The sequence below is a fragment of the Enterobacter sp. RHBSTW-00975 genome, from assembly GCF_013615235.1.
Classification (GTDB): domain Bacteria; phylum Pseudomonadota; class Gammaproteobacteria; order Enterobacterales; family Enterobacteriaceae; genus Enterobacter; species Enterobacter ludwigii.
The window spans coordinates 3469560-3483977 of sequence record NZ_CP055883.1 but is presented as its reverse complement, the minus strand read 5'-3'; the positions used below and the strand labels follow the sequence as shown (position 1 = coordinate 3483977).

The 14418-nt window shown below is 55.9% G+C and carries 10 protein-coding genes; 7 read left to right on the top strand and 3 right to left on the bottom strand.

Translation table 11 applies throughout. The features are described from left to right. Window positions 1-103: 103 nt before the first annotated feature. The 5 genes from purL (at window position 104) to glnB (ending at window position 8457) form a co-directional block, all read left to right on the top strand. The gene (purL, locus tag HV340_RS16660; RefSeq protein WP_063924702.1) at window positions 104-3991 is read left to right on the top strand and encodes a phosphoribosylformylglycinamidine synthase; all 3888 of its coding nucleotides are present in this window, start codon (window positions 104-106) and stop codon (window positions 3989-3991) included. A 534-nt stretch (window positions 3992-4525) separates the two neighbouring features. Then, the gene (gene qseE / locus HV340_RS16655) at window positions 4526-5953 is read left to right on the top strand and encodes a two component system sensor histidine kinase QseE/GlrK (RefSeq protein ID WP_059305945.1); all 1428 of its coding nucleotides are present in this window, start codon (window positions 4526-4528) and stop codon (window positions 5951-5953) included. Between the two features lies 1 nt (window position 5954). Further along, entirely contained in the window at window positions 5955-6704 is a 750-nt protein-coding gene (gene qseG, locus HV340_RS16650; RefSeq protein WP_059305946.1) for a two-component system QseEF-associated lipoprotein QseG, read from the top strand. Continuing rightward, a complete protein-coding gene (gene glrR, locus HV340_RS16645; protein ID WP_014171196.1) occupies window positions 6701-8038 on the top strand; it encodes a two-component system response regulator GlrR in 1338 nt (445 codons plus the stop codon). Before qseG ends, glrR begins: the two co-directional genes overlap by 4 nt. Before the next feature lie 80 nt (window positions 8039-8118). After that, window positions 8119-8457 (top strand): nitrogen regulatory protein P-II, encoded by a 339-nt coding sequence (gene glnB, locus HV340_RS16640; protein ID WP_003860685.1) that lies wholly within the window; start codon window positions 8119-8121, stop codon window positions 8455-8457. A 95-nt stretch (window positions 8458-8552) separates the two neighbouring features. Here the strand turns inward: glnB and hmpA are convergent, their stop codons facing one another. After that, window positions 8553-9743, bottom strand: a complete 1191-nt coding sequence (hmpA, locus tag HV340_RS16635) for an NO-inducible flavohemoprotein (RefSeq protein ID WP_025203455.1) — start codon at window positions 9741-9743, stop codon at window positions 8553-8555. A 304-nt stretch (window positions 9744-10047) separates the two neighbouring features. Here hmpA and glyA point away from each other — a divergent pair, with 304 nt between their 5' ends. Beyond that, entirely contained in the window at window positions 10048-11301 is a 1254-nt protein-coding gene (glyA, locus tag HV340_RS16630) for a serine hydroxymethyltransferase (RefSeq protein ID WP_020883014.1), read from the top strand. A gap of 54 nt (window positions 11302-11355) precedes the next feature. On the opposite strand, the gene HV340_RS16625 is transcribed toward glyA, so the two are convergent. Continuing rightward, window positions 11356-11778: a DoxX family protein gene (locus HV340_RS16625; protein WP_014171191.1), complete on the bottom strand. Its 423-nt coding sequence runs from the start codon at window positions 11776-11778 to the stop codon at window positions 11356-11358. A gap of 173 nt (window positions 11779-11951) precedes the next feature. Between HV340_RS16625 and HV340_RS16620 the strand changes: the two genes are divergently transcribed. Next, entirely contained in the window at window positions 11952-13091 is a 1140-nt protein-coding gene (locus HV340_RS16620) for a 3-phenylpropionate MFS transporter (RefSeq protein WP_032678696.1), read from the top strand. Here HV340_RS16620 and csiE read toward each other — a convergent pair whose 3' ends face one another. Beyond that, on the bottom strand, window positions 13092-14369 hold the full coding sequence (csiE, locus tag HV340_RS16615; RefSeq protein ID WP_014171189.1) for a stationary phase inducible protein CsiE: 1278 nt from the start codon (window positions 14367-14369) through the stop codon (window positions 13092-13094). Window positions 14370-14418: the final 49 nt, after the last annotated feature.

Genomic DNA, 14418 nt, shown 5'->3' with positions numbered 1-14418 from the left:
GACGCAAACGGTTTCGTCGACGCTCAGGATTCTCTATAATGACGCCCGTTTTCCCCCCTTGCGCACACTGTAAGCGCCCCGGCGCTTCGAAGACGAGAGACTTATGATGGAAATTCTGCGTGGTTCGCCTGCACTGTCTGCCTTCCGTATCAATAAACTGCTGGCACGTTTTCAGGCAGCCGACCTTCCGGTAAGCAATATTTACGCTGAGTATGTCCATTTTGCTGACCTGAATGCACCCCTGAATGCAGAGGAGCGAGTACAGCTGGAACGCCTGCTCAAATATGGTCCAAGCCTGAGCAGCCATACGCCAACCGGCAAACTGATCCTTGCGACGCCTCGTCCAGGCACCATCTCCCCCTGGTCTTCCAAAGCCACCGACATCGCCCACAACTGTGGTCTGAACCAGATTAACCGTCTGGAGCGCGGCGTGGCGTACTACGTTGAAGCGTCTACCCTGACCGATGCGCAGTGGCAAACCGTTGCCGCTGAGCTGCACGACCGCATGATGGAGAGTGTCTTTGCCTCTCTGGACGATGCGCAGAAACTCTTCTCCCACCATCAGCCTGCGCCGGTACAGAGCGTCGATTTGCTGGGGCAGGGCCGTCAGGCGCTGATTGACGCCAACCTTCGTCTCGGTCTGGCACTGGCAGAAGACGAAATTGACTACCTGCAGGATGCGTTTGTTAAGCTGAACCGCAACCCGAACGACATCGAACTTTACATGTTCGCTCAGGCAAACTCTGAGCACTGCCGTCACAAGATTTTCAACGCCGACTGGATTATCGACGGTGAAGAGCAGCCGAAGTCGCTGTTCAAAATGATTAAAAACACAATGGAAAAAACGCCTGACCACGTGCTGTCTGCCTACAAAGACAACGCCGCGGTGATGGAAGGTTCTGAAGTGGGCCGCTTCTTCGCCGATCGCGAAGCAGGGCGCTATGATTTCCATCAGGAGCAGGCGCATATCCTGATGAAAGTCGAAACGCATAACCACCCGACGGCGATCTCGCCGTGGCCGGGTGCGGCGACCGGGTCTGGCGGGGAAATCCGCGACGAAGGCGCAACCGGACGGGGTGCTAAACCAAAAGCCGGTCTGGTCGGTTTCTCCGTCTCCAACCTGCGCATCCCGGGCTTTGAACAGCCGTGGGAAGAAGATTTCGGCAAGCCGGAACGTATTGTGACCGCGCTGGATATCATGACCGAAGGCCCACTGGGCGGGGCGGCGTTCAACAATGAATTTGGACGTCCTGCGCTGAACGGTTACTTCCGTACCTACGAAGAGAAAGTGGAGAGCCACAACGGCGAAGAGCTGCGCGGCTATCACAAACCGATCATGCTGGCTGGCGGGATCGGTAACATTCGCGCCGATCACGTGCAAAAAGGCGAGATCGTAGTTGGTGCGAAGCTGATCGTTCTGGGTGGCCCGGCAATGAACATCGGTCTGGGCGGCGGGGCTGCCTCCTCTATGACCTCCGGTCAGTCTGATGCGGATCTCGATTTTGCATCCGTACAGCGTGATAACCCGGAGATGGAACGCCGTTGCCAGGAGGTCATTGACCGCTGCTGGCAGTTGGGTGATGCCAACCCTATCCTCTTTATTCACGACGTAGGCGCGGGCGGTCTGTCCAACGCCATGCCGGAGCTGGTCAGTGACGGTGGTCGTGGCGGTCGTTTCAATCTGCGCGACATCCTGAGTGATGAGCCAGGCATGAGCCCGCTGGAAATCTGGTGTAACGAATCCCAGGAACGTTATGTTCTGGCCGTCGCTGCCGATCAGCTGCCGCTGTTTGACGAGCTGTGCCGCCGCGAGCGTGCCCCGTATGCCGTCATCGGTGAAGCGACCGAAGCGCTGCACCTGTCCCTGAGCGACACCCATTTCGACAACCAGCCGATCGATCTGCCGCTGGACGTGCTGCTCGGTAAAACGCCGAAGATGACCCGCGACGTTGAGACCCGTAAAGCGGCTGGCAAAGCGCTGGATCGTCAGGGCATTACCGTGGCTGAGGCGGTCAATCGCGTTCTGCACCTGCCGGCCGTGGCGGAGAAAACCTTCCTGGTCACCATCGGCGACCGTACCGTGACCGGTATGGTGTCGCGCGATCAGATGGTTGGCCCGTGGCAGATCCCGGTGGCTAACTGTGCCGTCACCACCGCGAGTCTCGACAGCTACTACGGTGAAGCGATGGCGCTGGGCGAACGTACCCCGGTCGCTCTGCTGGACTTCGCCGCGTCTGCTCGCCTGGCCGTTGGTGAAGCACTGACCAACATTGCCGCAACGCAGATTGGCGACATTAAACGTATCAAACTTTCCGCGAACTGGATGGCCGCAGCGGGCCACCCGGGCGAAGATGCGGGCCTGTATGAAGCCGTGAAGGCGGTGGGTGAAGAGCTCTGCCCGGCACTTGGCCTGACCATTCCGGTGGGTAAAGACTCCATGTCGATGAAGACCCGCTGGCAGGAGGGTAACGAGCAGCGCGAGATGACCTCTCCGCTGTCGCTGATCATCTCCGCGTTTGCCCGCGTAGAAGACGTGCGCCATACCGTGACGCCACAGCTGGTGACTGAAGATAACGCCCTGCTGCTGATTGACCTGGGTAAAGGCCATAACGCACTGGGAGCGACCGCGCTGGCGCAGGTTTATCGTCAGCTGGGTGATAAGCCGGCAGATGTACGTGATGTGGCGCAGTTAAAAGGTTTCTACGACGCCATCCAGGCCCTGGTGGCACAGCGTAAACTGCTGGCCTACCACGACCGTTCCGACGGTGGCCTGCTGGTTACTCTGGCTGAGATGGCCTTCACCGGCCACTGCGGCGTCGAAGCGAACATCGCGACGCTGGGCGAGGATCGTCTGGCGGCGCTGTTTAACGAAGAGCTGGGCGCGGTGATTCAGGTGCGTGCCGCAGATCGTGACGTGGTTGAAAGCGTACTGGCTCAGCACGGCCTGGCAGACTGCGTGCATTATCTGGGTAAAGCCGTGCAGGGCGACCGCTTTGTCATTGAAGCGGATGGCCACGCGGTGTTCAGCGAGAGCCGTTCTACCCTGCGTATGTGGTGGGCTGAAACTACCTGGCAGATGCAGCGCCTGCGTGACAACCCGGAGTGTGCCGATCAGGAACACAACGCGAAGGCTAACGACAATGATCCTGGCCTGAACGTGAAGCTCTCCTTCGACATCAACGAAGATATCGCCGCGCCGTACATTGCGACCGGCGCGCGTCCGAAAGTGGCCGTACTGCGTGAGCAGGGCGTCAACTCCCACGTTGAGATGGCTGCTGCCTTCTACCGTGCGGGCTTTGATGCCATCGACGTTCACATGAGCGACCTGCTGGCCGGGCGTACCGGCCTGGAAGATTTCCAGGCGCTGGTCGCCTGCGGTGGTTTCTCTTACGGCGACGTGCTGGGTGCAGGTGAGGGTTGGGCGAAGTCCATCCTCTTCAACAGCCGTGTCCGCGACGAGTTTGAAACCTTCTTCCACCGTCCGCAAACGCTGGCGCTGGGCGTATGCAATGGCTGTCAGATGATGTCCAACCTGCGCGAGCTGATCCCCGGTAGCGAAGCCTGGCCGCGCTTTGTGCGTAACCAGTCTGACCGCTTTGAAGCGCGTTTCAGCCTCGTGGAAGTGACCCAAAGCCCGTCTCTGCTGCTGCAGGGCATGGTAGGGTCTCAGATGCCCATCGCCGTTTCCCATGGCGAAGGCCAGGTTGAAGTGCGCGATGCAGCTCATCTGGCTCAGCTTGAAAGCAAAGGCCTGGTGGCGCTGCGCTTTGTCGATAACTTCGGCAAGGTGACAGAATCCTACCCGGCTAACCCGAACGGTTCGGTGAACGGTATCACTGCGGTGACCAGCGAAAGCGGTCGTGCGACCATTATGATGCCGCACCCGGAACGTGTGTTCCGTACCGTGAGCAACTCCTGGCACCCGGAAAACTGGGGCGAGGACAGCCCGTGGATGCGTATCTTCCGTAATGCGCGTAAACAGCTAGGTTAAGCGTACCGCTACTCCCACAGCAGGCCCGGTGAGCGAAAACGCCACCGGGCTTTTTTGTGCCTGTCGCAAAACCGCGACAATCCGTTATTCGTGGTGTCTCCAAAAGGAGACATTTAACTCATTGAATTGTATAGGGTGTGGTGGGTTGTCGTTAAGGTGTTGCTTTTTAGCGACACTTAGCCTGGAAATCATTCAGCGGGCAATTAACGGCATAATTGCATAAAATACATAAATATCAACAAGATAATTTATTGTTTTGCATTATGGCACGAGTGTTGCATAATATTAATCAGTGGCTCATTCACCTTCTTATGTCAGCCCCTTCGGGACGTGCTACATAAACTTCGAATGACGCACAAAAAGGTGCCTGCCGTCCAACTACTGATCATAGCGTTGCTTTATCAGGCCAGGGCGAAACGTCGAGTTAGGCACCGCCTCATTCCATGACAAAGCCGGGTTTTTACCCGGCTTTGTTGTATCTGAAGGGCAGACTCAGTTACGCTCTCCTTAAACCCCGATAAAGAGAGTAATGCGTTGAAACGCTGGCCCGTTTTTCCTCGTTCCCTGCGACAGCTTGTCATGATGGCCTTTCTGCTGATCCTGCTGCCTTTGCTGATCCTGGCATGGCAGGCGTGGCAGAGTCTCAACGCGTTGAGTGCGCAGGCGGCACTGACTAACCGCACGACGCTGATCGACGCCCGACGCAGTGAAGCGATGACTAACGCCGCGCTGGAGATGGAACGCAGCTATCGCCAGTACTGCGTGCTTGACGATCCTACTCTGGAAAAGGTCTATCAGAATCAACGTAAACGCTACAGTGAAATGCTGGACGCCCATGCAGGGGTGCTGCCGGACGATAAGCTTTATCAGGCGTTACGTCAGGATTTGAACGATCTGGCGCAACTGCAGTGTAAGAACAGCGGCCCGGATGCCGCAGCGGCTGCCCGTCTGGAAGCCTTTGCGAATGCCAATACCGAGATGGTGCAGTCTACCCGCACGGTTATCTTCTCGCGCGGGCAACAGCTGCAGCAGGAGATTGCGGAACGTGGCCAGTTCTTTGGCTGGCAGGCGCTGGTGCTGTTCCTCGTCAGCCTCGGTCTGGTTCTGCTCTTTACCCGCATGATCATCGGCCCGGTGAAGGGTATCCAGCGCATGATTAACCGCCTGGGCGAGGGGAAGTCTCTCGGGGATACGGTCGCCTTTAAAGGCCCGCGCGAGTTGCGCTCCGTTGGCCAGCGCATTATCTGGCTTTCTGAACGTCTGGCATGGCTGGAATCCCAGCGCCATCAGTTCTTGCGCCATATTTCCCATGAGCTTAAAACGCCGCTTGCCAGCATGCGCGAAGGAACGGAACTGCTGGCAGATGAAGTGGCGGGGCCGCTTACGCCCGAACAGAAAGAGATTGTCGACATCCTGGATGCCAGCAGCCGCAATCTGCAAAAGCTGATTGAGCAACTGCTGGACTACAACCGCAAGCTGGCGGATGGCGCGGTGGTGCTGGAAAACGTTGATATCGAGCCGCTGGTGGATATGGTGATCTCCGCCCATAGCTTGCCAGCAAGAGCTAAAATGATGCATACCGGGGTGGAGCTCAGTGAGCCAGCCTGCCTCGCGGAACCGATGCTGTTGATGAGCGTTCTGGATAATCTTTACTCCAATGCGGTGCACTATGGTACTGAATCCGGTAACATTTATATCCGAAGTTATACGAATGGTTCACGGGTGTTTATTGACGTCGCTAACACCGGCACTCCAATCCCTGATGACGAAAAAACCATGATCTTTGAACCCTTTTTCCAGGGAAGTCATCAGCGGAAAGGGGCGGTAAAAGGAAGTGGGCTGGGCCTGAGTATTGCCCGGGACTGCATACGACGCATGCAGGGTGAGCTGAAAATTGCCACGGACGAACGGTCAGATGTTTGCTTCCGTATTGAACTGCCCCTGAGCCGGAAAAATCAATGAAATGAATCTATGCCTGGTGAGTATGTCACACGTCTTTTCCCGTGCCGTGCGCGCGGTGTTTTCCAGCAATATGTTTCGCCTGAGCCTGCCCAGTTTATTTCTGGCGGGCTGTGTTTCCCATGTGCCGCAAAGTGCGATTAGCGATAAACAACAAGATAAATGGCCAGATAATCAGCTGGCAGATTTTCTGTCGACCCGCTGTGACGACATCTGGAATCTGTCGGGGCATGACGTCGAGAGCAATCCGCTGTTCTGGCTACGTGGAATAGATTGCGCCCAGCGTCTGGCGCCGGTTGAGGCGCGCTCGCAAGCGGCGATGCTCAGTGACGATACCTGGCAGGACGCGTTCAAGCGTGGGATTTTACTCGCGGATGCGAAAATCACCCCCGTCGAGCGTCGCACCAACGTCACGCGGCTGGACACGTTTGTCGGAAATCTTCCGGCGCAGGTGCGCCCGGTGTATCAGCTCTGGCGTGATGGTCAGGCGTTACAACTGCAGTTATCTGAAGAGCGTTTTCGCTACAGCAAATTACAGCAATCCACCGACAGCGAGCTTGATACGCTGCGCCAGCAGGAGCAGCACTTGCGTGCTCAACTGGATACCACAACGCGCAAGCTTGAAAACCTGACCGACATCGAAAGACAGCTCTCGACGCGTAAACCGGCCGGAAATTATCTGCCTGACGCGCCAAAAGGGTCAGCCGCGACGCCAGACGGTGATGCGCAGAAACAAGAGGATGTGAAGCCATGACAAGCCGAAAACCTGCCCATCTCTTACTGGTGGATGACGATCCGGGGCTGTTAAAGCTACTGGGGATGCGTCTGGTCAGTGAAGGCTACAGCGTGGTGACGGCTGAAAGCGGGCAGGAGGGGCTGAAAGTCCTGAGCCGCGAGAAGGTTGATCTGGTGATTAGCGACCTGCGAATGGATGAAATGGATGGCCTGCAGCTGTTCGCGGAGATCCAGAAGCAGCAGCCTGGCATGCCGGTGATCATCCTGACGGCGCATGGATCGATTCCGGATGCCGTTGCCGCGACGCAGCAGGGGGTATTCAGCTTCCTGACCAAGCCGGTAGATAAAGATGCCCTCTATAAGGCTATCGACAGCGCGCTTGAGCACGCGGCTCCGTCGAATGATGAAGCGTGGCGGGAGTCTATCGTCACCCGCAGCCCGATTATGCTGCGTCTGCTCGAACAGGCCCGGATGGTGGCACAGTCAGACGTTAGCGTGCTGATTAATGGCCAGAGCGGTACCGGGAAAGAGATCCTGGCCCAGGCTATCCATAACGCCAGCCCGCGCAGCAAAAACGCCTTTATCGCGATTAACTGTGGTGCGCTCCCTGAACAACTGCTTGAGTCTGAACTGTTTGGTCATGCCCGCGGGGCGTTCACCGGGGCGGTGAGCAGCCGGGAAGGGCTTTTCCAGGCGGCAGAAGGCGGCACACTTTTCCTGGACGAGATTGGCGATATGCCGGCACCGCTGCAGGTCAAATTGCTGCGTGTTTTGCAGGAGCGAAAAGTGCGCCCCCTCGGCAGTAACCGCGATATCGATATTAACGTGCGTATCATTTCGGCCACGCACCGCGATTTACCAAAGGTCATGGCGCGCAACGAGTTTCGTGAAGATCTCTACTACCGTCTGAACGTGGTGAACCTGAAAATTCCGGCACTGGCCGAGCGGGCGGAAGATATTCCTCTGCTGGCAAACCATCTTTTGCGCCAGGCGGCCGATCGGCATAAGCCTTTTGTCCGGGCGTTTTCCACCGATGCGATGAAACGGCTGATGGCTGCAAGCTGGCCGGGCAACGTGCGCCAGCTGGTGAACGTTATTGAACAGTGTGTGGCGCTGACTTCGTCACCCGTCATTAGCGACGCGCTGGTGGAGCAGGCGCTGGAAGGGGAGAACACCGCGCTGCCGACGTTTGCAGAAGCGCGTAATCAGTTCGAACTGAACTATCTGCGCAAGCTCCTGCAGATAACCAAAGGCAACGTAACCCATGCGGCGCGTATGGCCGGGCGCAACCGTACCGAGTTCTACAAGCTGCTCTCCCGCCATGAGCTGGAAGCAAACGATTTTAAAGAGTAGTACCGCAAAATCTGAATGAGTATGATACTGTGAGCAACCGATTACGAAGCAGCTTACAGGCAAGAGTTTAAGGACCCACCATGAAAAAGATTGATGCGATTATTAAACCTTTCAAACTGGATGATGTGCGTGAAGCGCTGGCGGAAGTGGGCATCACCGGGATGACAGTGACGGAAGTGAAAGGTTTTGGTCGCCAGAAGGGCCACACCGAACTTTACCGTGGCGCAGAGTACATGGTGGACTTTCTGCCAAAAGTGAAAATTGAAATCGTGGTGAGCGACGATATCGTGGATACCTGTGTGGATACCATTATCCGTACGGCGCAGACCGGCAAAATTGGCGACGGTAAAATCTTCGTCTTTGATGTGGCACGCGTGATCCGTATCCGTACCGGTGAAGAAGACGACGCCGCGATTTAATCGTCAGTACCTGATTCCTGATTCAGCCGGGTGGCGCTATGCTTACCCGGCCTGCAAAACCTCACTGGCCGGGAAAGTGTAGCGCCATCGGGCGATTACAGTACTTTATGCGGCCCGAAACATTCGTAATGAATGTTGTCTTTATTCACACCCAACTCCACCAGCTGCTTCGCGGCATACTGCATAAACGCGACCGGTCCGCAGACGTAAAACTGCATCTCCGGCGCGCTGAATGCCCCTTCGTGCTGACTCAAATTCATCAGACCTTCGCTGTCAAAGCGTGCGGCTGCACGGTCGGCATCCGTCGGCAGACGATACCAGGTATGGGCGGTAAAGCGTGGCAGACCGGAAGCCAGCGCATTCACTTCATCGGCAAACGCGTGCACTTCACCGTTCTCGGCCGCGTGGAACCAGTTTACCTGCGCGCTGTGGTTTGATTTAGCGAGGGTGTCGAGCATCGCCAGCATTGGCGTCTGACCCACCCCGGCTGAGATTAGGGTGACCGGCGTATTCGCCTCAACCGCCATAAAGAAATCGCCCGCAGGCGCGGCCAGATGAACCACATCACCCACGTTAGCCTCGTTATGCAGCCAGTTTGATACCTGGCCACCATCTTCGCGTTTTACGGCAATGCGATAACGTTTACCGTCTGGTTTGCGGGTCAGGGAGTACTGGCGAATCTCCTGGTGCGGGAAACCTTCAGGCTTCAGCCACACGCCCAGATACTGCCCCGGCTGATAATCAGCGACCGGCTTGCCATCCACCGGCTCGAACTCAAAACTGGTGATGAGCTGGCTGCGCGGCGTTTTCTCGACGATGCGGAAAGCGCGGGTACCTTCCCAGCCGCCAGCCTTACTGGCGTTTTCGCTGTAGATCTGTGCTTCACGGTTAATGAACACGTTTGCCAGCACGCCGTAGGCTTTTCCCCACGCGTCCAGCACCTCCTGACCCGGGCTAAACATCTCATCCAGTGTGGCCAGCAGATGGCCGCCGACGATGTTGTACTGCTCGGGTTTGATCTGGAAGCTGGTGTGCTTCTGCGCAATTTTTTCCACGGCAGGCAGCAACGCCGCCAGGTTTTCGATATTACTGGCGTAGGCTGCGATGGCGTTGAACAGGGCTTCGCGCTGATCGCCGTTACGCTGGTTGCTCATGTTGAAAATCTCTTTCAACTCCGGGTTATGCGTAAACATACGATCGTAGAAATGGGCGGTGAGTTTCGGGCCGGTTTCGACCAGCAGGGGAATAGTGGCTTTAACTGTGGCGATGGTTTGAGCGTCGAGCATAGCAGCGTCCTTCAGTGGTGTTTTTAATGATGTATTTTAAATACATCTTATAAAAAATACCCCTGCGTTGTAAATGGTTCTTTGCAACGTGAAAAATATGCATCACAAACCTGAAAAGAAATCCGTTGAAAATGATGAGGGCTTTATTCCTCAAACCCTTGCGTGGCGGGTAGGAAAACGTTTGCGTAAAATCGTTTGTCAAGACCTGTTATCACAGAACTAATCAGTTATACTGTTGCCCGTCGTCCAACAGGACTGCCTTTTCAGGCCAAAATTTTATTGTTAGCTGAGTCAGGAGATGCGGATGTTAAAGCGTGAAATGAACATTGCCGATTATGATGCCGAACTGTGGCAGGCTATGGAGCAGGAAAAAGTACGTCAGGAAGAGCACATCGAACTGATCGCCTCCGAAAACTACACCAGCCCGCGCGTAATGCAGGCGCAGGGTTCTCAGCTGACCAACAAATACGCTGAAGGTTACCCGGGCAAACGCTACTACGGCGGTTGCGAGTACGTTGATATCGTTGAGCAACTGGCCATCGATCGCGCTAAAGAACTGTTTGGCGCCGACTACGCTAACGTACAGCCACACTCTGGCTCTCAGGCTAACTTCGCGGTCTACACCGCGCTGCTGCAACCGGGCGATACCGTTCTGGGTATGAACCTGGCGCAAGGCGGCCACCTGACTCACGGCTCTCCGGTTAACTTCTCTGGCAAACTGTACAACATCATTCCTTACGGCATTGATGAGTCCGGTAAAATTGACTACGAAGACATGGCGAAGCAGGCGCAGACCCACAAACCGAAGATGATTATCGGCGGTTTCTCTGCTTACTCCGGTATCGTTGACTGGGCAAAAATGCGTGAAATTGCAGACAGCATCGGTGCTTACCTGTTCGTTGACATGGCGCACGTTGCCGGCCTGATTGCTGCAGGCGTTTATCCGAACCCGGTTCCGCATGCTCACGTTGTGACCACCACCACGCACAAAACCCTGGCGGGCCCACGCGGTGGCTTGATCCTGGCGAAAGGTGGCGACGAAGAGCTGTACAAAAAGCTGAACTCTGCCGTATTCCCAAGCGCGCAGGGCGGCCCACTGATGCACGTTATCGCGGCGAAAGCGGTGGCGCTGAAAGAAGCGATGGAGCCAGAGTTTAAAGTTTACCAGCAGCAGGTTGCTAAAAACGCCAAAGCGATGGTGGAAGTCTTCCTGAACCGCGGTTACAAAGTGGTTTCCGGTGGTACTGAGAACCACCTGTTCCTGCTGGACCTGGTTGATAAAAACCTGACCGGTAAAGAAGCTGACGCTGCCCTTGGCCGCGCCAACATCACCGTGAACAAAAACAGCGTGCCAAACGATCCGAAGAGCCCGTTCGTGACCTCCGGTATCCGTATCGGTTCTCCGGCTGTTACTCGCCGCGGCTTTAAAGAAGCGGAAGTGAAAGAGCTGGCAGGCTGGATGTGTGATGTTCTGGACAATATCAATGACGAAGCGGTTATCGAGCGCGTTAAAGGTAAAGTTCTGGAAATCTGCGCACGCTTCCCGGTATACGCATAATCTTTCTGTTTTGCAGAAATAAAAAAGGCCGCGATTGCGGCCTTTTTTTATGGGTTAACGCCGGTCAAGGGAGAGGGCTCCCGGTCCCACTATCGCCAGTAAAATAAACGCTCCGGCAATACTGATATTCTTGTAGAAGTTAATCATATTCGGCATGACGGCATCACCGGTCATATCCCAGTAGTGGTGGCCGATAATCGCGGTACCCAGCGTGTAAAATACAAAGAGTACGGCAACAGGGCGGGTGAAAAAGCCCAGCACGATCAGGATGGCGGCAGGCACCTCCATTACCACCGCAATAATGGCCGCCAGCATGGGCATGGGTGTACCCAGCGACGTCATATATTGTACGGTCCCGCTAAACCCCGTCAGTTTTGGATAGCCGAAGATAATAAACAGTACGACAAGCGCGATACGACCTATTAACAGCAACAGGTGACGTGCCTGGCCGAAATCTAAATAGCGAAGTGAGTTCATGGCAGAAATACCTCTGCAAGTGGAGTAATTTAAACGTAATACACATTTTCATTCCCTGCCATAAGTCAGATGACTGCACAATATGTTAAATTTTCGTTAATTTATAGCAGGCTATCGACTTGCTTAATTTTTGTATTCTCGCCAGACTATGGCCTCCATTTCGGGAGGGATTCATGGTCTTGCATTCCACGCGCTGGCTGGCGCTCAGTTATTTCACCTATTTCTTTAGCTACGGTATTTTTCTGCCTTTCTGGAGCGTCTGGCTCAAGGGGATCGGCCTGACGCCCGAGACCATAGGTATCCTGCTTGGCGCTGGTCTGGTGGCACGTTTCCTGGGAAGCCTGCTGATCGCACCGCGCGTCAGCGATCCCTCCTTGCTGATTAAGGCGGTACGCATTCTGGCGCTGTTGACGCTGGTCTTTGTCGCCTGTTTCTGGGTGAGCCACCAGTTTGCATGGCTGATGGTGGTGATGGTCGGTTTTAACCTCTTTTTCTCGCCGCTGGTTCCGCTGACGGATGCCCTGGCAAACACCTGGCAAAAACAGATAACGATGGATTATGGCCGCGTGCGGCTGTGGGGCTCAATTGCCTTTGTCATCGGCTCTGCACTGGTGGGTAAACTGGTTAGCCTTTACGATTACCGTGCGATCCTTGCGCTGCTGAGTATCGGCATTGCCTCCATGCTGCTGGGGATGCTGTTGCGTCCATCGGTAATGCCGCAAGGTGAGAGCCGTCATCAGGAAAGTGCCGGCTGGCCGGCCTGGCGAAGCCTGGTGGCACAAAGCTGGCGTTTCCTGGCCTGCGTCTGTCTGCTGCAGGGCGCGCACGCGGCGTACTATGGTTTCAGCGCCATCTACTGGCAGGGGGCAGGATACTCCGCATCTGCAGTGGGTTACCTGTGGTCGCTCGGTGTGGTCGCTGAGGTGATTATCTTCGCGCTGAGCAAAAAGCTGTTCCGGCGCTTCGGCGCGCGCGATCTGCTCCTGCTTTCTGCTGTCTGTGGTGTCGTACGGTGGGGCATTATGGGCTGGACGACGGAGCTGCCGTGGCTGATCGTGGCGCAAATTCTGCACTGCGGTACCTTCACGGTATGTCATCTGGCGGCCATGCGCTATATCGCAGCGCGTGAAGGCGGGGATGTCATTCGATTGCAGTCGGTTTATTCGGCGGTGGCGATGGGCGGCAGCATTGCGGTGATGACGGTCTTTGCGGGCTTCCTTTACCAGCATCTGGGACACGGGGTCTTCTGGGTCATGGCGCTTGTCGCCCTACCGGCGATGTTCGTTCGCCCTAAAGTCGCCGCGCGCGCGTAGCTACGATTCCAGCATGGCGCGAATATGTTCTTGCTGCTGCGTGTTCAGCGTCTCAACGGCGTGGATCAGCGGTGGTGAGAACAGGGGCAGGGCGGTCGGATAAGGGGTGATGACCAGCGCCGCTTCGCGCGGTGCCCCCTCTTTCTGATAGGCCTGCAGCGTCTGATATCGAATGTTGAGCGGCAGCAACGTCAATTCGCGCAGTTGCTGCTCAATCACGTCCTCACAGGATTTATCCTCTCCCGTCAATAACACCACCTGCTTCTCATGCAGATCGGTCTCCTGCATCAGCCAGGCGCCGAAAATGACCGCCACCAGGCTCATCTCTTCATCAGAAAAACGCAGCCCGAATTCCGCTTCCAGCTCAAACAACGCCTCTTTGGTGGTGCGTAACAGGCGGGGGTAGAGACGATGGATCTCTTCCGGCAGGCTATTGTCGATGCCTATCTCAAACAGCGAACGGTCCAGCGCCTGGGCCAGATGAATATAAAGCTGATCGGTCAGCCCCTGTTCATCGCTGAAGTTCATCCCGGTTTGCGCCCGAAAACGGGCGACCATGCGCACAATCGCCCGACGCAGGCGCTGATCCTGCTGATGCTTATCAAGCACAGGGTCAGGGGTGCGCAGCATCATAAACAGCAGTGCAAGAAACAGTTGTTCATCGCTGTGGGTCCCTTGTGGCACGCGGCGTTTCCAGTGACGAACAATCTCCTGAGCGGTGAAATATTCCCCTCTTGATTGCGTCCAGTTACGCTGCACCGATGAAAACTGCGGGGTATTCCCCAGATGATGCTGCATCAGGCAATACTGCAGATAGAGCTGCAAAAACTGTACGTCCCGGCAATCAAACGGGCGCTGAAGCTTACGTGAGCAGAAGCTGATCAACGCTCGCAGGTTGGTATCGTCATAGAGAGGACGGGCAATACCCTGCTGTTTAAGCGCGGTTTTCAGCGCGGGGGTAAACTGATGCGAAACGAATTGCGGACACAGCCGCATAGCCCTGCGCAGCCAGTGCAGCAGGCATAAACGTTGATTCAGGGCTGAGCCTTCAATCCGGTAGCTGCCGTCATGGTACGTGACGATGTCGAGCCGGTGATAGCGCTGGATTTCATCGCGCGTCTCGGCTATATCTTGCCGTGCCATAGCGTCGTCCACGCCATTGGCAGCGATAATGCTCTGTGCGGTAACGGCAGCATCGGGCAGGTAAAGCATTAAAAGCACCTGGCAGCGGCGCTGCGAACTGGAAAGCACAGATGGAATTTCAAGCGTCGTCATCATCTGTCGGGTATCCAGTGGGAATGTTTGATAAGAATAGCTAAAGGATGGG